This window comes from Gordonia hirsuta DSM 44140 = NBRC 16056, assembly GCF_000333015.1.
Classification (GTDB): Bacteria; Actinomycetota; Actinomycetes; order Mycobacteriales; family Mycobacteriaceae; genus Gordonia; species Gordonia hirsuta.
On the sequence record NZ_BANT01000040.1, the window covers coordinates 1 to 17,717 of the forward strand.

Annotated in this window: 16 protein-coding genes and 1 pseudogene; 12 read left to right on the forward strand and 5 right to left on the reverse strand. The window is 69.5% G+C overall.

The annotated features are described in order from the left end of the window. The 5 genes and pseudogenes from GOHSU_RS12970 to ahcY form a co-directional block, all read left to right on the forward strand. A pseudogene (locus tag GOHSU_RS12970) lies at positions 1–216 on the forward strand (cation diffusion facilitator family transporter); the annotation flags it as partial. Positions 217–360: 144 nt separating this feature from the next. Continuing rightward, the gene (locus GOHSU_RS12975; protein ID WP_005942511.1) at positions 361–1,914 is read left to right on the forward strand and encodes a sodium-dependent transporter; all 1,554 of its coding nucleotides are present in this window, start codon (positions 361–363) and stop codon (positions 1,912–1,914) included. Then, positions 1,911–2,099, forward strand: coding sequence for a MetS family NSS transporter small subunit (locus GOHSU_RS12980; protein WP_005942513.1), 189 nt, complete (start codon positions 1,911–1,913; stop codon positions 2,097–2,099). Before GOHSU_RS12975 ends, GOHSU_RS12980 begins: the two co-directional genes overlap by 4 nt. Positions 2,100–2,136: 37 nt before the next feature. Beyond that, positions 2,137–3,780, forward strand: coding sequence for an amino acid permease (locus tag GOHSU_RS12985; protein WP_005942515.1), 1,644 nt, complete (start codon positions 2,137–2,139; stop codon positions 3,778–3,780). A 141-nt stretch (positions 3,781–3,921) separates the two neighbouring features. Next, complete coding sequence (gene ahcY / locus GOHSU_RS12990; RefSeq protein WP_005942517.1) at positions 3,922–5,391, forward strand: adenosylhomocysteinase; 1,470 nt, start codon at positions 3,922–3,924, stop codon at positions 5,389–5,391. Between the two features lie 226 nt (positions 5,392–5,617). On the opposite strand, the gene GOHSU_RS12995 is transcribed toward ahcY, so the two are convergent. From GOHSU_RS12995 to GOHSU_RS13010, 4 genes are all read right to left on the reverse strand, one after another. Beyond that, positions 5,618–6,250, reverse strand: a complete 633-nt coding sequence (locus GOHSU_RS12995; RefSeq protein WP_005942519.1) for a dTMP kinase — start codon at positions 6,248–6,250, stop codon at positions 5,618–5,620. 56 nt (positions 6,251–6,306) lie between these two features. Then, entirely contained in the window at positions 6,307–6,849 is a 543-nt protein-coding gene (locus GOHSU_RS13000) for an RNA polymerase sigma factor (protein ID WP_005942521.1), read from the reverse strand. A 1-nt stretch (position 6,850) separates the two neighbouring features. Then, entirely contained in the window at positions 6,851–7,444 is a 594-nt protein-coding gene (locus tag GOHSU_RS13005) for a hypothetical protein (protein ID WP_005942523.1), read from the reverse strand. A 64-nt stretch (positions 7,445–7,508) separates the two neighbouring features. After that, positions 7,509–7,889 carry a hypothetical protein gene (locus tag GOHSU_RS13010; protein WP_005942525.1) on the reverse strand — a complete coding sequence of 127 codons (381 nt, stop codon included), beginning with the start codon at positions 7,887–7,889 and terminating at the stop codon, positions 7,509–7,511. Positions 7,890–8,096: 207 nt separating this feature from the next. On the opposite strand from GOHSU_RS13010, the gene GOHSU_RS13015 reads away from it, so the two are divergent. Both GOHSU_RS13015 and GOHSU_RS13020 read left to right on the forward strand, forming a co-directional pair. Further along, complete coding sequence (locus GOHSU_RS13015) at positions 8,097–9,524, forward strand: dynamin family protein (protein WP_005942527.1); 1,428 nt, start codon at positions 8,097–8,099, stop codon at positions 9,522–9,524. After that, positions 9,521–11,440 (forward strand): dynamin family protein, encoded by a 1,920-nt coding sequence (locus tag GOHSU_RS13020; RefSeq protein ID WP_005942529.1) that lies wholly within the window; start codon positions 9,521–9,523, stop codon positions 11,438–11,440. The genes GOHSU_RS13015 and GOHSU_RS13020 overlap by 4 nt, the downstream gene beginning before the upstream one ends. A 24-nt stretch (positions 11,441–11,464) precedes the next feature. On the opposite strand, the gene GOHSU_RS13025 is transcribed toward GOHSU_RS13020, so the two are convergent. After that, the gene (locus tag GOHSU_RS13025; protein WP_005942532.1) at positions 11,465–11,860 is read right to left on the reverse strand and encodes a hypothetical protein; all 396 of its coding nucleotides are present in this window, start codon (positions 11,858–11,860) and stop codon (positions 11,465–11,467) included. Between the two features lie 188 nt (positions 11,861–12,048). On the opposite strand from GOHSU_RS13025, the gene GOHSU_RS16355 reads away from it, so the two are divergent. The 5 genes from GOHSU_RS16355 (at position 12,049) to GOHSU_RS13050 (ending at position 17,621) form a co-directional block, all read left to right on the forward strand. Continuing rightward, positions 12,049–12,477, forward strand: a complete 429-nt coding sequence (locus tag GOHSU_RS16355; protein WP_005942536.1) for a hypothetical protein — start codon at positions 12,049–12,051, stop codon at positions 12,475–12,477. 122 nt (positions 12,478–12,599) lie between these two features. Beyond that, positions 12,600–13,286, forward strand: coding sequence for an MtrAB system response regulator MtrA (gene mtrA / locus GOHSU_RS13035; RefSeq protein WP_005942539.1), 687 nt, complete (start codon positions 12,600–12,602; stop codon positions 13,284–13,286). 71 nt (positions 13,287–13,357) lie between these two features. Continuing rightward, positions 13,358–15,100 (forward strand): MtrAB system histidine kinase MtrB, encoded by a 1,743-nt coding sequence (gene mtrB, locus GOHSU_RS13040; protein WP_005942542.1) that lies wholly within the window; start codon positions 13,358–13,360, stop codon positions 15,098–15,100. Beyond that, positions 15,097–16,824, forward strand: coding sequence for an LpqB family beta-propeller domain-containing protein (locus tag GOHSU_RS13045; RefSeq protein WP_005942545.1), 1,728 nt, complete (start codon positions 15,097–15,099; stop codon positions 16,822–16,824). The genes mtrB and GOHSU_RS13045 overlap by 4 nt, the downstream gene beginning before the upstream one ends. A gap of 92 nt (positions 16,825–16,916) precedes the next feature. Continuing rightward, positions 16,917–17,621: a ComF family protein gene (locus tag GOHSU_RS13050; protein WP_005942547.1), complete on the forward strand. Its 705-nt coding sequence runs from the start codon at positions 16,917–16,919 to the stop codon at positions 17,619–17,621. Positions 17,622–17,717: the final 96 nt, after the last annotated feature.

Below are 17,717 nucleotides of genomic sequence, written 5' to 3' on the forward strand. Positions count from 1 at the left end.
CCCGGCGACGGCGTCGACCGCGTCATCCACATGAAGACCCAGTACCTGGGGCCCGACGAGTTGCTGCTGGCCGCCAAGATCGCGATCTCTCCCGGGGCCACCGCTGCGCAGATCGCCGCCGCCATCGACGCGGCCGAGGCGCGGGTGCGGGCGGCCCTGCCGCAGACGCGGATCATCTACCTGGAACCGGATATCGACCGCGGCGACGACCGCTGATCATCCCTGCCGGGGTGCGGCAGGCCGGCGTCGTCGCCCATCGACACCGGACTTCGCCGGCCGCATCGCGGGCTTGCAGTCGGCGCGGGCCCCCGTGCGTTACCGTCAGAACACCCAACCGACGGGTGAGAAGAGGGGTGTTCAATGACGACGACCGGACCCACCGGCAGTCAACGCCAGACGTGGACGTCGAACCGCGGGTTCATCCTCGCGGCGATCGGCTCGGCCGTCGGCCTCGGCAACATCTGGCGTTTCCCCGGCGTGGCCTACGACAGCGGCGGCGGCGCCTTCCTGGTTCCGTATCTGATCGCGCTGGTGACCGCCGGTCTGCCCATCCTGTTCCTGGACTATGCGATCGGGCAGCGGTTCCGCGGTTCGGCGCCGCTGGCGCTGCGGCGGCTGTGGCGCAAAGCCGAGGTGATCGGCTGGTTCCAGACCATGCTGCTGTTCATCATCTCGGTCTACTACGCCGCCGTCATCGCCTGGGCGCTGAGCTACTTCTACTTCTCGTTCGGCAACAAGTGGGGCAACGATACGGCCAGTTTCTTCGTCAACGACTACCTCAAGGCCTCCGAACCGGGGATCTCCAGCGAACTGGTCGCCGGTGTCGCCTGGCCCCTGGCGCTGGTCTGGGTCCTGATCATCATCGTGCTGGCCGCCGGAATCGCCGGGGGTGTGGAGAAGGTCAACGTCGTCGGTATCCCGCTGCTGGTGCTCGGGTTCGGGGCGCTGGTCATCCGTGCGGTCACCCTGCCCGGGGCGACCGACGGGCTCAACGCCCTGTTCACTCCCGACTGGAGTGAGCTGACGAACCTGAACGTGTGGATCGCCGCGTACAGCCAGATCTTCTTCTCCATGTCGATCGCTTTCGGCATCATGATCGCCTACGCCTCCTTCCAGCGGCGCCGGGCCAATATGACCAGTTCCGGTCTGGTCGTGGGCTTCGCCAACTCCTCGTTCGAGATCCTCGCCGGGATCGGTGTCTTCTCCGCGCTGGGTTTCCTGGCCCACCAGGAGGGTGTCGCCGTCGGTGAGCTCGAAGGGCTCACCGGGCCGATCCTGTCGTTCGTGACCTTCCCGGCGGTGATCTCCGAGATGCCCGGCAGCACCGTGTTCGGTGCCCTGTTCTTTGGCTCGCTGGTGATCGCCGGTTTCACCTCGCTGGTGTCACTGGTGGTCGGTGTGTCGGTGGCGGTGCAGGAGAAGTTCGGACTGAGTCAGCGGGTGGCCGCTGTCGTCGTCGGCGTCGTCTCGGCAGCACTGTCGTTCGGGCTGTTCGCCACCACCACGGGGCTGTTCACCCTGGACACGGTGGACATGTTCGCCAACAACATCGGTGTGGTCAGCTCGGCGATCGCCATGTGTATCGCGGTGGTGTGGCTGGCCCGTGAGGGCCGGGTGCTGCGCCTGCACCTCAACGCCATCTCGACCTTCAAACTCGGCAGCTGGTGGCTGCCGCTGATCGGAGTCTTCGCGCCGACGTTCCTGCTGGTCATGATGATCCAGAAGATCATCGACGTGATCGAGAACGGGTACGAGGACTATCCGAACTGGTACATCTACACCTTCGGCTGGGGCACCCTCGGCTTCGCGCTGGCCGGTGCGATCATCGGCACCGCGACCCGCTGGAAGGGGCGCGACCAAGCCGATTTCGAGGCGTGGCCGTCGGTGGAATTCTTGGAAGGAGAACGACGATGACCGGTCCTGCGATCACACTGCTCGTCGTGGCGGTGATGCTGGTGTGGGGTGGCCTGGTGGCCAGCATCGCCTACATCCGGGCACGCCCGGAGGTCGATCCCGGCCAGTTGCCGCCGCTGCCGGAGGATCTGGCCGCCGCCGATGCGGCTCGGGCCGACCAGCCCCAGCCCACCCGCGATACCTGAGCCCGCACCCCGAAGGTCCGGCGAAAGGTGCCGATCAGTGAGTAACCCGTTCGTGCGGGTCAAGTCCGTCGAACAGTCCATCCGCGATACCGACGAGCCGGATACACGGCTGCGCAAGGATCTGACCGCCTGGGACCTGACGGTCTTCGGCGTCGCGGTGGTGGTCGGCGCCGGGATCTTCACGCTGACCGCCCGCACCGCCGGTAACGTCGCCGGTCCGGCGGTGTCGCTGGCCTTTGTGCTGGCCGCCCTGGCCTGCGCCCTGGCCGCCCTCTGCTACGCCGAATTCGCCTCCACCGTGCCGGTGGCCGGCAGCGCCTACACCTTCTCGTACGCCACCTTCGGTGAGTTCGTGGCCTGGATCATCGGCTGGGACCTGATCCTGGAGTTCGCGCTGGCCGCCTCGGTGGTCTCCAAGGGCTGGTCGCACTACCTGAACGAATTCCTGTGCCTGATCGCCGGTCGCGATCCGGCCGAGACCACCTTCACCACGATCTCGCTGCGCGAGGGCGGCGGCGCGTTCGCCGGCTTCGACTGGGGTGCGGTCCTGCTGATCGGGGTACTCACCGCCCTGCTGGTGGCCGGCACCAAACTCTCCTCGATGGTGTCGCTGGTGATCACCGCGATCAAGGTGGCCGTGGTCCTGCTGGTGATCGTGGTGGGCGCGTTCTACATCTCCCCGAAGAACTATTCGCCCTACATCCCGCCGGCCGAGGCCACCGACGGCGCGGATGCGGCGACGGGCCTGCATCAGACCCTGTTCTCGCTGATGACCGGCGCCGGTGGCTCCAACTACGGCTGGTACGGGCTGCTGGCGGCGGCCTCACTGGTCTTCTTCGCCTTCATCGGTTTCGACATCGTCGCCACCACCGCCGAGGAGGCGCGTAACCCGCAGAAGGACCTGCCGCGCGGCATCCTCGGTTCGCTGGCGATCGTCACCGTGCTGTACGTCGGGGTGACGCTGGTGCTGACCGGCATGGTCAGGTACACCGAGCTGCGCGGGGAGGCGACGACCCTGGCCACCGCCTTCGGCCTGCACGGCATCACCTGGGCGCAATGGCTGATCGTCATCGGCGCCCTCTCGGGTCTGACCACCGTGGTGATGGTGATGCTGCTCGGGCAGACCCGTGTCGGTTTCGCGATGGCCCGCGACGGGCTGTTCCCCCGCGGGCTGGCCAAGACCGGCCGCCGCGGCACCCCGGTCCGGATCACCGTGCTGATCGGCGTCGTCTCGGGCTTCCTGGCCGCGTTCCTGCCGATGGGCGAGCTGGAGGAGATGGTCAACATCGGCACCCTGTTCGCCTTCGTGCTGGTCTCGGTGGGCGTGGTGGTGCTGCGACGGACCCGCCCCGACCTCACACGCGGATTCCGGGTGCCGTGGGTGCCGCTGGTGCCGATCCTGTCGGTGCTGGCGTGCCTGTGGCTGATGCTGAACCTGACCGCACTGACCTGGTACCGGTTCCTGGCGTGGATGGCGCTGGGCTTCGTCGTCTATCTGGCGTACGGCATGCGGCATTCGGTGGTCGGCCTGCGTGAACGCGGGGAGATGCCGCCGCTGCTGGATGCCGGTGATCTGGCCGGACCCCAGGTCCTCGCGCCCGACGCATCCGCCGGAACGCCGGTCGAACAGGTGGCTCCCGGGCAGGACCGGGTGATCATCGACTCACCGCCGCCGCAGTGAGTGCGCCGCTACGACGCCGATGCGCGGCGGGTGCGCGGCTGCACAGCCCACTCACGCGCTAGCCTGATGGTCGAACATTGCACTCGGTGCCGCGGAAGCCTTCCGCGGCACCGCCCGGGGGAATACTTCGAGAGGGACTAGATGACCACCGCGTCCACCATGACTGCCGACGTCGCCAACGGAATCGATTTCAAGGTCGCCGACCTGTCGCTCGCCGACTACGGACGCAAGGAGATCCGCCTCGCCGAGCACGAGATGCCCGGCCTGATGGAACTGCGCCGCGAATACGCCGACGTCGCCCCGCTCAAGGGTGCCCGCATCTCCGGTTCGCTGCACATGACGGTGCAGACCGCCGTGCTGATCGAGACCCTGGTCGCCCTGGGTGCGCAGGTCCGCTGGGCCTCGTGCAACATCTTCTCCACCCAGGACCACGCCGCCGCGGCCGTCGTCGTCGGCCCGTACGGCACCCCCGAGGAGCCGCAGGGTGTGCCGGTGTTCGCCTGGAAGGGTGAGACCCTGGAGGAGTACTGGTGGGCCGCCGACCAGATGCTGACCTGGCCGGGTGAGCCGGCCAACATGATCCTCGACGACGGCGGCGACGCCACCATGCTGGTGCTGCGCGGGGCCGAGTTCGAGAAGGCCGGCGTGGTGCCGCCCACCGAGGACGACCATCCGGCCGAGTACAAGGTGTTCCTGGAGCTGCTGCGCCAGACGCTGGCGGCCGACCCGACCAAGTGGCGCACGATCGCCGAATCGGTCCAGGGCGTCACCGAGGAGACCACCACCGGCGTGCTGCGTCTCTACCAGTTCGCCGCCGCCGGGGAACTGGACTTCCCGGCGATCAACGTCAACGACTCGGTCACCAAGAGCAAGTTCGACAACAAGTACGGCACCCGTCACTCGCTGATCGACGGCATCAACCGCGGCACCGATGTGCTGATCGGCGGCAAGAAGGCGCTGGTCTGCGGCTACGGCGACGTCGGCAAGGGCTGCGCGGAGAGCTTGGCCGGTCAGGGCGCCCGCGTCCAGGTCACCGAGATCGACCCGATCAACGCGCTGCAGGCGCTGATGGACGGCTACGACGTGGTGACGGTGGAAGAGGCCATCGGCAACGCCGACATCGTGATCACCTCCACCGGCAACCTGGGCATCATCACCTTCGAGCATATGAAGCAGATGAAGAACCTGGCCGTGCTGGGCAACATCGGCCACTTCGACAACGAGATCGACATGGCCGGCCTGGAGTCGGCCGAGGGAATGACCCGGATCAACATCAAGCCGCAGGTGGACCAGTGGGTCTTCCCCGACGGGCACAGCATCATCGTGCTCTCGGAGGGGCGCCTGCTGAACCTGGGCAACGCCACCGGCCACCCGTCGTTCGTGATGAGTAACAGCTTCGCCAACCAGGTGATCGCTCAGATCGAGCTGTGGACCAAGAACGACGAGTACGACAACGAGGTCTACCGTCTGCCCAAGCACCTGGACGAGAAGGTCGCGCGGATTCACGTCGAAGCCCTCGGCGGTGCGCTGACCAAGCTGACCAAGGAGCAGGCCGAGTACATCGGTGTCGATGTAGAGGGCCCGTACAAGCCGGAGCACTACCGGTACTGATCTTCCTGTCCTGCTGCTGAGGCCTTCGGCCCAGGCGGGCGCATGCGCCCTCGCCTGGTTCGGGGGCCTTTTGCATCGCCGACACCCCCGACACCCACCCCCTGCCGGAACTCACGCCCCCTTACTAAGGGTGCCTCGCACCCTGACTTCGTTCTCGCGCCCCCAGCAGAGGGGGCCAGAACGAGATCAGGGTGTCTGGTTCCCCGAGAACGACGCGGTCCAGGGTTCAGGCGACGAGCGCGAGTACCTGTTCGACGGCGTCGTCGCCGTCGGCGACGGTCCACGGCGACATCCACTGCACCCGGGCCAGGTCCAGGTAGGCACGCCAGACGCGGGACTGCAGGTCGGCATCGCGCTCGTACGCATCCTTGGCGCGAGTGGCATCGGCGGCGGCGCGACCGGCCGCACGGTCGATCGCGATCTCCGGCGGGACCCCGAGGAGCAGTTGATGGGCGGGCAGTGGCAGGCCGAAGCGGCCGAACTCCAGGTCGCCGACCCAATCGACCACTTCGCCGTCGGGGCCCTGGTGCAGGCGGGCGGCGCTGTAGGCGGCGTTGGAGGCGACGTAGCGGTCGCACAGCAACAGATCGTTGCGGGCCAGTGCCGCACGCAGATCGTCCGCAGCTTCGCGTCGGTCCAGCGCGAACAGCATCGCCATGGCGTAGGCGCTTTGGCTGAGGTCACCGTGCCGGCCGTGCAGGGCTTCGGCGGCGATGTCGGCGGTCACGTGCCGCCCGTAGCTGGGGAAGGCGACGGTCTCCAGGGTGATCCCGCGGTGCTGCGCCTGCTCCCGGATGCGGCCGACGATCGTGTTCTTACCGGCGCCGTCCAGACCTTCGATCGCCACGAGGATGCCCATGGGCACCGATCCTAAACGCCGGGCCCGGACGACGACTCCGGGGCTGGTCGCCGGCGTCAGGGTTCGCCGAGCTGCTCGGCCAGTGCCTTCTTGGCCCGGTTGAGCCGGCTGCGTACCGTCTGCACCGGAATCTCCAGGTGGTCGGCGATCTCCTGATAGGACAGGTCACCGTAGACCCGCAGGACGAAGGTCACCCGGAAGACCTCCGGCAACGCCGCCAGGGCCAGCTCGATGCGGTCGGCCCAGACCACATCGGCGGTGAAGTCGCCCGGGGCCGGTGCCTCCCGGTCGGCCGGGTCGACCACCAGCGGCCGCTTCTTGGACTGGGCGATGGCCGCGTTCGAGGCGATCCGGTACATCCAGGTGGAGAACTGGGCGTCGCCGCGGAAGTTGCGCAGGCCGCGCCAGGCGGCGACCAGCGCCTCCTGCAGCGCATCCTCGGCGTCGTGCGGATTACCGGCGATGCGCAGGCAGACCGCCCACAGCCGATTGCGGTGCCGGCCCACCAACTCGGCGAAGGCCTGCTGATCGCCCGCGGTAGCGGCCCGCACGAGCTCGGCTTCGTCCCGCTCGTCGACCACGACCTCGATGTCGGTCATCTCAGCTCCGATCCGGTGCGGCCACGACGGTGACGTCGGGCATGCGCACCGGCCCGTTCGGCCCCCGCCAGCCTGGACGCTCGGTACGGATGATGGTGCCCGCCGGTGCGTCGGCGAGGTGTTCGGTGGCCACGCATCGCTGACTGTCCGGCACGAACGGGGTGCCCGGTTCGGGTTCGACGGCCCGGATGCCCACGCCGCCGAGCTGGTCGGCGATGTAGCCGCGCACCGATGCCTCGGTGCTGGTGTCATAGGCGCCGATCAGGGCGTGGACCATCTTCCCGTCGGGAACCGGGGCCGGTCCAGCGCCGAGCGGTCCAGCGCCCAGCGGTCCGGTGCCGGACGGCGCAGACACCGGTACCGGTTCGGTGACCGCGATCTGGGACGCCAGCACACCGCCGGCGGGCGAGGGACCAGGCGGTGCCGGATCGGGGGTGAACGCCTCGGGTGCGCCGGGCCGCTGCGGCACACCGGCGTGCGGTGAACCGGCAGGGAACCGCGGTGCGGTCCGGCCACCGAGGAGATACCCGGTCAGCATGCCGACGAGCGCGATCGCCACAGCGATCAGCGCCGCGACGACGGGATCCAGATCCATGGTCACATCCAATCGTCGAGACGGGTGGGTCCGCAAGTGACGTTGCCGGTCACAGCCGCGCCGCTCAGAAGTCGCCGGGGTCGTCGAGCTGCCAGTCGTCGGTGCCGGCAGCGTCGATGTCGAACGGATCGTCGCCGAAGGGGTCACTGGCCAGGGTGTCGGTCGCCGGATCAAGATCCAGGCCGTCGGCGCCGGACGGCTCGTCGATCACCACGAACAGTTCCTGATCCTCGTCGGGTACCTCGACGCCGGCACCGTCGTATCCGGCGTCTTCGGGTACCGGTCCGCTCACCTGCGCCGGTGCCTGCTCGTACAGGGAGACGTCCACCTCGCTGGCCGGGGCCAGCGCGACCTCGACCGCCGCGGCCCAGACGCCGTCGGGGGGTGGGGTGCCGGCCGGCTCGTCGTAGGCCGACCACCATTGGGTCAGGTCGTCCTCGCTCATCGCGATGCCTCCATTCAACTCACCAGTCATGGTGTCAGGTATTCGCTCGCCCGGGGGCGTTGTTCTTCGGCGTGCCGGGACGTTCTCTCGGGTTCGGAAGGTAAGAGGGGGGCCGGCGCCGGAAAGTTCCCGGGTCGTTCGGATTCTGTCCGGGCACCGTGCGGGAGACTATCGTGATAGGGCGCGGCGCAAGAGGAGGAGCGGTTCGTGGTCTACCAGGGAAAGGCGTTGCGGACCGCCGTGCGCACGATGCTCGAGGAGGTCGCCGCCGTCGGACCCGACGAGCAGGCCGCGGTCGCGCAGCTGGCCGGTGGATTGTCCGGACACTCGACGGTCGCGCTGGCCGGGCGTATCAGCTCAGGGAAGTCCACCTTGGTCAACGCGCTGGTCGCCGAGGAGATCGCCCCGACCGACCGCAGCGAGTGCACCCTGGTGGCAACGATGTACGCCTTCGGCACCCCGGCCCGCCGCGAGGTGGTCGGGCTGGACGGGACCACCGACGACTCCGCCGGCGACGGTTCCCGCGATCTGGGGCGGGCCGCCGGGGAGGTCGACTACGAGGTCGTCTACCTGTCCCAGGCGCACCTGCGCGACCGCTACCGGATCATCGACACCCCCGGTCTGAGCACCACCACCCAGAGTTCCGAGGACGCCACCCGCCGCGCCCTGATCGACGGCGGCGGGCTGCCGTCGCCGGACATCCTGCTGTTCCTGGTCGAAGGCGGCCATCTGCGCTCGGACGAGGTGGCCTTCCTGCGGGAGGCGGGGGCGACACGGCTGAACACGATCCTGGTGGTGGCCCATGCCGACAACGCCGGGGCCGGTGCCGACGGTTCGGGAGATCCGTTCGACACCGCCGAGAAGCTGGCCCGCAATCTGGCCGCCGAACACCCGGAGCTGGCACGGGCGGTGGTGCCGGTCTCGGGTCTGATGGCCCAAGCCGCCGAGGTGGGGGTTTCCGAAACCGACGCCGAGGCGCTGGCGGCACTGGCCGGGGCCGCCGCCGACGATCTGGAATTGGACCTGTTCACCGAGGCCGATCCGACGCTGCTCGACCTGGCCGACCGGTTCGGTGTGTATACCGTCCTGCACGGCCGGCAGGCCGCCGAACGCGGTGCCGTCACCTTGTCGGAGTGGTTGCTGCAGCGTTCGGGACTGCAGCGCCTGCGCCGGGTCATCGACGGACAGCTCGCCGGGTATACCGAGGTCTCCACCGCTCGCACAGCGCTGGCCGGGATCCGGCGGATCGCGACCGTTTCGGCGCACCGCGACCGCGTCGAGGCGGCGATCGAACGCTTCCAGATCGATCCGGCGACCGGCTCGCTGCAGGTGGCCGAGGCACTGGAGCAGGTGATGCGCCGCGCACCGGAGAGTCCGCTGACCGCAGAACTCGACCGGGTGTTCTGGGCTGTCGACGGGGCGGCGGCGTGCGGGCTGACGGCCGGCACCCCGCTGCCGGCGGTGCAGTCGCGGGCACGGGAACTGCTCGCCGACTGCCGCACCCGACGGCTGACGCTGATGCTCGGGGCCGAGCGGGAGGCGCTGAACGTGCTCGAACGCAGTTATCAGATGGCTGCTGACGGGGCGGTCCCGGCGGCGCTGCGCCGCGGGCACCGGCAGGAGGAACGACGGTGACGACACCGAAGCGGGGGGACGCACCGACGCCGGCGGCCGCTGCGGGCCAGGGGAAGAAGCGGGTCAACGCGGTCGAATACGCCGCCATCCTGCTGCGCCGGGCCGACCGCGAGGAGCAGGCGGCGCGGATCGAGAAGATCGCGGCGACCGCGCCCCCGGAGCGGGCCGTCGTGGTGGTCGGCGAAGTCAAACGCGGCAAGAGTTCGCTGGTGAACTCGCTGCTCGGACAGAATCTGGCCAAGGTCGACACGATGATCGCCACCTCCGCGCAGGTCCGCTATGTGCCGCCGAGCCCGGAGGACCCCGAAGGCACCGCAGCGCTGCTGCTGCCCGACGGCCGCCGTCGCGCGATCGAACCCGACCAGGTCTACGACTGGGTGACCGTCGACGGCGCACACGCCGATGCGCGCGTCGACGGTCTGCTGCCGATCGGGGCACAGATCCACACGCAGGCGCAGCGGCTGCCCGGGGTGACGATCGTGGACACCCCCGGCGTCAACGGACTCGACGATCGGCACATCGCGGCCACCGTCGCGGCCACCGACGGTGCCTGCTCGCTGCTGATGGTCTGCGATGCGGTGGCCCCGATCAGTGCGGCCGAACTGGAGTTCCTCAACCGGGTCAGCGCCGAGGTCGGGACCGTCGTGCTGGCGCTGACCAAGATCGACAAGACCCCCGGGCAGTGGCGCACCCTGGTCGAGGAGAATCGTCGTCTGCTGACGCAGTATGCGCCGCGTTTCGCCAACGTCCCGGTGGTCGGGGTGTCCAATGCGTTCGCCGCCGCCGCACTGCGCAGCCCGGATGAAGCCAAAGCCCAGGCCCGGCTGGAGGCCTCGGGGATCACCGCGCTGGCCGAGGAGCTGGAGGCGGTGCTGGGCAGCCCCGAACAGATCGTCCGTCGTAACACCGCTGCGTGCGCAGCGGTCTCCCTCGGTGCGCTGCGCGAGGATCTGCTGATCCGCAAGCGGGCGATCGTCGACGCCCCGCGGTTGGAGGCGGAGATGGGGGAGGAGCGCGAACGCCTCGAACAGCTGCAGTCCACCCAGCGTGAATGGGGTGAGCGGCAGCGCCAGGCACTCAACCGTCTGAAACTCAATGCGGAGAAACGGCTGCGCCTGGAGCTGACCGCCTTCCGGGATCACTGGATGAACCAGATCTCCAGTCGCGGTGCCCTCAAGATCGCGCGCGAGGGACAGGCGATGACCGGAGCGATGAACACCGAACTGACCGCGTTGATCGAGTCGATGGCCGCCGGCCTGCACAGCGAGCTCAGTCAGTTCGCCGCCGAATGGCTCGGCGATGCGCGGCTGCAGCCGACCGGGGCCGACGATGCGGTGAGCCTGCTCGAATCGATGGAACTGCGGCCGGCCCGCGAATACCACCGGTGGAAGGGCTACATCGACCCGCGCACCATCGCCATGGCCTCCACCGGCGGCCCGATCGCCGCCGTGCTGGGTGGTCTACTCGGGGTCACCGGTGTGGTGGCCGGTGTGGTCGCGGTCTTCGCCTTCCCGGCGTGGGCGGCACTGCTGCTGGGGCCGCACGCCAAGCGGGCCGGTCACCAGAACCTGACCTCGTGGCTAAACGAGAACATCAAACAGGCGCAGGAGGATCTCACCGCGGTGATCCGGGACGTCTACAACGAGTTCGAGCCGGAACTGCGGCTGGCCTACCGCGATCAGCTGGAGGAGTCGCTGCGCGAGGCCAAACGGTTGCACGAGGTCGCCAAGGAACAGGTCCGCACCGATTCGGCGACCCGGGAGGCCGAGGTCGCCAAGGTGGACACGCAACTGGCCGACATCGAGCGGGCGCTGGAGATGCTGACGGTGTTCGGTGCGGCCAAACCGGCCGTCCCCGCCGCCCCTAGCGCCCAGTCTGAACAGCCCGCAGGCGGGGACACAGCGGCCTCGTCGTAGACGGTTCCCGGCCGCGCGGTCCGCTCAGACGGAGGCGAAGAAGGTCGTCGTCACAAAGGAGCGCGTCTGTCGATGCACCGGATGGCTGGGTGCACCGGGGCCGAACGGTTCGGTGCCGATCCGCAGATCGGTCACCGCGCTGCCCGGGCCTGGGGTGCCGAACCGGATGGTCACGGCCAGGCCGGAGGGCCCACGTTCCAGATCGACCCGATCGGGCGGAATCTGGTGCGCCAGATACCGGTTGAGCAGTCGGGTCGCCAGGGCTTCGACGCTCAGGCAGCTCTGCTCACACCGCACCGAGCCGTGCGTACCCTGGCCGCTCATACTGCTGAACGAATACGGCAGCAGAAAGCCTGCATCGACGTCGTGCAACGACGGATTCGGATACTGCGATCGGCTCGGATCCTGCGGGTCGGTCATCTCCGCTCGCCTCCTGACCGGCTGGCTCACCGTCGATTCTAGTGCGCTGCGGCCGGTTCGTCGTCGCACCGACGGACCGGTCAGCCAAAACGGCTCCAGCGAACCAGTCGGCACTGTCCGGGAACCTTTTCACCGCCGGCGGCCTCTGAAGGAGTGAGAAGGAAAAACCAGCGGCCCAGGAGGCAGTGATGTTCTTCGATTTCGACTTGGACGGGGACGGCATCAACGAGACGACCGGATACGACACCGACGGCGACGGCCGCCTCGATGTCTATCTGACCGACCTCGACGGCGATGGGAACTTCAACATCATGCAAGCCGATACCAACGGCGACGGGATCATCGACACGGTCGCCTACGACTACAACGGCGACGGAATCATCGACGCGGCGGTACCTGCCGGACCGCCGGCGGACCCGCACCCCTACGTGCCGGCGCCGACGATCGTCGGGGGCAACAGCGGACCCGGCTACACGATCATCGACCCGAACACCGGTCAGGACATCACCGACAGTGTCCACTCCGGCAGCATGATCGTCGGCGGATCCAACCCGGGCCCGGGGCAGGCATACCTCAACGACCACAACAGTGCACTCAACGGGATCTGGCTGAGCTGACCGGAAGACCGGCGCCGACCAGACGACCGGTCACCGGGCCGCCGCACTCGACGGCCCCGGGGCGCCCCGTGTGACCAGGTCCGGCGCGTCAATCCTCGCCAACAGGGGTTTCTGGTGCCACGATGGTCGATATGAAGCCGCGGATCCTGGTCGTCGACGACGACCCGTCACTCGCCGAGATGCTGACCATCGCCCTACGCAACGAGGGCTTCGACCCGTTCGTGGTGGGCGACGGCACCCAGGCGCTGCCGGCGGTCCGGGAACTGCGGCCCGATCTGGTGCTGCTGGATCTGATGCTGCCCGGGATGAACGGCATCGACGTGTGCCGGGCGATCCGCGCCGAATCCGGGGTCCCGATCGTGATGCTGACGGCCAAATCCGACACCGTCGACGTGGTGCTGGGCCTGGAGTCCGGCGCCGACGACTACATGGTCAAACCCTTCAAACCCAAGGAGCTCGTCGCCCGCATCCGGGCCCGACTGCGGCGCACCGACGAGGAGCCCGCCGAGATCCTGGCCATCGGTCCGGTGGAGATCGATGTGCCGGCACACAAGGTCACCCGCGACGGGGTGCCGATCTCGCTGACGCCGCTGGAGTTCGACCTGCTGGTCGCGCTGGCCCGCAAGCCCCGCCAGGTGTTCACTCGCGATGTGCTGCTCGAGCAGGTGTGGGGTTACCGTCACCCGGCCGACACCCGCCTGGTGAATGTGCACGTGCAGCGGCTGCGCGCCAAGGTGGAGAACGATCCGGAGAATCCGGAGATCGTGCTCACCGTGCGCGGTGTCGGCTACAAGGCCGGACCGCCGTAGGTCTGCGACCGGAGTAGGCTCGGATCGTCCCCGACAGTCGCGAATCAGCCCCGTAGTCTCGAATCATCACAGTGTTCAATCGGCGGAGAATCAACCGCTCCATCGCCTCCTTCCAGCGCGCCGCCGCAGGCATCGGCCGTGCGTTCGGTTCGCTGTGGCGCCGTTCCCTGCAGTTGCGGGTGGTGGTCTCCACGATGGCGCTCTCGTTCGTGGTGCTGCTGATCGTCGGTTTTCTGCTGATGAGCCAGATCGCCGGCCGGCTGCTCGACGATAAGCAGACCATGGCGCTCAGTCAGCTCGAGCGTTCGCGCAACCTGGTCGAACGCGTGTTGACCAACACCGATTCGAGTGCCTCCACCCAGACCCGGCTGGCCCGGGCCCGGTCGCTGATGACCGATCAGGACGTGGACGCGAGCCAGAGCTCGTCCACCGGCGGCTCCTTCGACACCGTGCTGCTGGTGCCCGGCCGCGACGGGGAGCCGCCGGTCGCCGGCGCCGGACCTGTCGCCGAGGTCTCCCCGCAACTGCAGGAGATGGTCTCCCGCGGCCAGGTGGCCTATCAGTACACCCAGGTGCAGCGCGGCGGCACCGAAGTGCCGGCGCTGGTGGTCGGCACACCGGTCGAGTCGGCGGTGCCCGACCTGGAGCTGTACATGGTCTTCCCGATGGCCGCCGAACAGAACACCATCTCGCTGGTGCGCAGCACCATGCTGGTCGGCGGGGTGGTGCTGCTGGGACTGCTGGCGGCGATCGCCTGGCTGGTGGCCCGGCAGGTGGTGGCGCCGCTGCGGGCGGCCTCGCGGGTGGCGGTGCGCTTCGCCGACGGACGCCTCACCGAGCGGATGCCGGTGCGCGGGGAGGACGAGTTCGCCAAACTCGCCGTCTCGTTCAACGATATGGCCGAGAGCCTGTCCAAGCAGATCACCCATCTGGAAGAGTTCGGCGGGCTGCAGCGGCAGTTCACCTCCGACGTCTCCCACGAGCTGCGCACCCCGCTGACCACCGTCCGGATGGCCGCCGACATGCTCTACGAGAGCCGCGACGAGTTCGATCCGCTGCAGCGCCGCAGCGTCGAGCTGATGGACAAGGAACTCGACCGGTTCGAGACCCTGCTCACCGAACTGCTGGAGATCTCCCGCCACGACGCGGGGCAGGCCGAGCTGGCCGCCGAGCGGATGGATATGGCCATTCCCATCGAGGCGGCGCTGGCCACCGTGGAGAGCCTGGCCGCCGACACCGACACCGAACTGGTCGTCGACCTGCCGGTGGAGCCGGTCTTCGCCGAGATCGATCCGCGCCGCATCGAGCGGATCCTGCGGAACCTGCTAGCCAATGCGATCGATCACGGGGAGCACCGTCCGGTGACCCTGGTGATGCGGTCCGACGGGGATGCGGTGGCCATCGCCGTGCGCGATCAGGGGCTGGGCCTCAAACCGGGCGAGGAGAAGCTGGTCTTCAACCGGTTCTGGCGTTCGGATCCGTCCCGCGTACGACGCTCCGGCGGCACCGGCCTGGGACTGGCGATCAGCATCGAGGATGCCCGTCTGCACCAGGGCCGGCTCGAGGCGGCCGGTTCCCCGGGCGTCGGCTCGTGCTTCCGGTTGACGCTGCCGCTGGTCCGCGGGCACAAACTGCTGGGCAGTCCACTGCCGCTCAAGCCGGTGGCCGCACCGGCGGCTCCCGCACCGCCGGTCCCGGTCGCCGACAGCCCGGACGACACGGTCGCCGACGGCCCGGACGACACGTTCGACGACGACGCCGAAAGCGGCGACGCGCATCCACCCCATGCCACCGACGGGAGCCCGGCGATATGACCGCACCGCGCCGCCGGATCACCGGACTGCTGGCCCTGCTGGCCGCCGCGCTGCTCGTGGCCACCGGCTGCGTGGCCGTCCCGACCTCGTCTTCGCCGCAACCGGTCCAGGGTTTCAACCGGTCGCGGCCGGCCAACCTGGTGCCCACCCCGCGTCGCAGCGACGACCCCGAGACGCTGGTGCGCAACTTCGTCAAGGCGATGAGTGATCCCGCATCCGGGCATCGCGCCGCCCGCAAGTTCTTGTCCTCGGGCGCCGCCGAACGCTGGGACGATCAGGGACCGATGACGGTGGTGTCAGACCTGCGGGTGGTGATCGACGAACGCAGCGAGAGCGCCGTGCGGCTGCGGGTGATCGGCGAGCGCATCGGCACCCTCAGTGCCATCGGCCAGCTGGTCCCGGCCCAGGGCGAACTGCTGGTGCCGCTGACGCTGTCCCGCAATAACGGTGTCTGGCGGGTCGACGGCTCGATTCCGGCCGGCACCTTCACCGACAACGGACAGTTCGACGCCTCCTACCGGTTGGCCGAGCTGTACTTCCCCGACCGCACCGCCACCCGCCTGGTCGGCGATCCGCGCTGGATCTTCGGCTCGGCGGTCGACCCCACCGAGGTCGTGACCCGGCTGCTGGCCGGACCGGCACCGGACCTGACCGGAGCGGTGGATGCCGCCGCCGGACGGGATGTCGAGCTGCGCGGGCCGGTGGTGGTCGACGGCGATCGGGTCACGATCAACCTGGGCGGCGCGGTGGACCCCGATCCGCGTAAGCGCACCGTGCTGGCCGCGCAGCTGATCTGGTCGCTGGCCGGGGCCGGCATCACCGGTACCTACCTGATCTCGGCCGGCGGCAGCCCGCTGATCGCCGAACGCGCCGACGGCTGGCGCACCGCCGACGTGAAGGCCTTCGATCCCGAACCTGACACCGGAACCTCGGCCCTGCATGTGGTGCGCGGTGGACTGTTCCGGGTCGGCAGCGGCGGTGCCTCCCCGGTCGGCGGCCCGCTGGGCACCGCCACCGACCTGGTGTCGGCGGCCATCTCCCTGGATCAGCAGCGCGTGGCCGCCGTCGCCGACCGCGACGGACGCCAGATCCTGCTGCAGGGGCCCTACGGCGAGGAGGTCGGCGAGGTAGCGGCCGGCGCCACCGTCAGCACCCCGAGTTTCGGCGCGCTGACCGACACCGGCTATGCGATCATCGACGACCGCCCCTCGATGTGGACCGTCGGCGACGGCCAGCCCGCCCGGGTGGTGGCCCTGGACACCAGCGCCGTCGAGCCGGTGGCACCGGGACCGATCACCTCGTTCAAGGTGTCCCCGGACGGCGTCCGGGTGGCGCTGGTCGCCGGCGGTCGGCTGCTGCTGGCGGCGCTGGCCACCAACGACCGCGGAGTGCCCTCGCTGACCGGGGTGCGCCCGGTCTCTTACGGCCGCGGCCCGGCGGTGGTCGCCATCGCCTGGTCCGATGTCACCACGGTCTACGCCGTGCGGGAGGCCGACGAGAGCCCCGTGCTGCGCGTGCCGGTCTCGGGGCTGCCGCCCACCGCGATGGTCTCGGGCAACCTGAAGCCGCCGGTGCGCGCGGTGGCCGCCACCCGCAGCACCGTGTACGCCGGCGATATGCGCGGAGTGCTGGAGCTGGGCACGGCGCCGGGTTCGGCCGACCAGTACTGGCTGCCGATCGAGCAGGCCCCGGCCGGGGCGATCCCGGTGACCCAGACCGGCTGACCGGACAGTCCTGTGCACAGGCGGGCCGCTGCGCGCCGGACCTGTGGACGGCCGGCTCGACGAGACCGCCGTCGTACGGTCACGATGACCAGATGAACGCCGGAGCCGGGCCCGGGCCGCTGCGCGCGGTGCTGAGCGCAGGCCTGGATCTGGCGTTGCCGACCGAATGCGGCGGATGCCGCCGGCCGGGCACGCCGTGGTGTCCACGCTGCGCGGCGACGGTCCTCGACGATCCCTTTCCGCTGCGCCCGGGCGTGCGCGTGGGCGCGCCGGTGTGGGCGATGGGCCGCTACCGGGGCGCGCTGCAAAGCGCCGTCGTCGAGCTCAAAGAGCACCGCCGAACCGACCTGATCCCGGTGCTGGGACGGGTGCTGGCGCACGGGCTGCTGCGGTTGGCCGAATGGGAGCAGCTGGCGCCCGGCGAGCGGCTCGCCCTGATCCCGGCGCCCACCCGACCCCTGTCGGCCCGGCGGCGCGGCGGCGATCCGGTCACCGCCGTCGCCCGGTCGGCTGCCGGTCTGCTGGGCCCGAAGGTGGCGGTGATTCCGCTGCTGGCGACGCGGTCGTGGACCCGCGATTCGGCCGGGCTGACCGCCGGGGCCCGCATGGCCAACCTGGCCGGGGCGGTGACCTTGACCGGGGTGCCGCCACCGGCGCTGCGAGACGGGGCCGCCGCGGTCACCACCGTGTTGATCGACGATGTGCTCACCACCGGCGCGACGGCGGCTGCGGCCGCGAAGGTGCTGGCCGCCGAGGCAGTCGCGGTGACGGCGGTGGCGGTGCTGGCCGGTGTCTGAGGGCGCGGGAGTGAACGCCGACACGAACCGGCCCCAGGTCGTGTCGAAACGTGGAGAACAGGCACGCGAACCGATAACGTCAAGGGTGTCAGTGAT

Excerpts from the sequence above, each read along its gene's own strand:
- GOHSU_RS12975 (WP_005942511.1), top strand. The coding sequence starts at position 361 with ATGACGACGACCGGACCCACCGGCAGTCAACGCCAGACGTGGACGTCG.
- GOHSU_RS12980 (WP_005942513.1), top strand. The coding sequence starts at position 1,911 with ATGACCGGTCCTGCGATCACACTGCTCGTCGTGGCGGTGATGCTGGTG.
- ahcY (WP_005942517.1), top strand. The coding sequence starts at position 3,922 with ATGACCACCGCGTCCACCATGACTGCCGACGTCGCCAACGGAATCGAT.
- GOHSU_RS12995 (WP_005942519.1), bottom strand. The coding sequence starts at position 6,250 with ATGGGCATCCTCGTGGCGATCGAAGGTCTGGACGGCGCCGGTAAGAAC.
- GOHSU_RS13000 (WP_005942521.1), bottom strand. The coding sequence starts at position 6,849 with ATGACCGACATCGAGGTCGTGGTCGACGAGCGGGACGAAGCCGAGCTC.
- GOHSU_RS13005 (WP_005942523.1), bottom strand. The coding sequence starts at position 7,444 with ATGGATCTGGATCCCGTCGTCGCGGCGCTGATCGCTGTGGCGATCGCG.
- GOHSU_RS13010 (WP_005942525.1), bottom strand. The coding sequence starts at position 7,889 with ATGAGCGAGGACGACCTGACCCAATGGTGGTCGGCCTACGACGAGCCG.
- GOHSU_RS13025 (WP_005942532.1), bottom strand. The coding sequence starts at position 11,860 with ATGACCGACCCGCAGGATCCGAGCCGATCGCAGTATCCGAATCCGTCG.
- GOHSU_RS16355 (WP_005942536.1), top strand. The coding sequence starts at position 12,049 with ATGTTCTTCGATTTCGACTTGGACGGGGACGGCATCAACGAGACGACC.
- mtrA (WP_005942539.1), top strand. The coding sequence starts at position 12,600 with ATGGTCGATATGAAGCCGCGGATCCTGGTCGTCGACGACGACCCGTCA.
- GOHSU_RS13045 (WP_005942545.1), top strand. The coding sequence starts at position 15,097 with ATGACCGCACCGCGCCGCCGGATCACCGGACTGCTGGCCCTGCTGGCC.
- GOHSU_RS13050 (WP_005942547.1), top strand. The coding sequence starts at position 16,917 with ATGAACGCCGGAGCCGGGCCCGGGCCGCTGCGCGCGGTGCTGAGCGCA.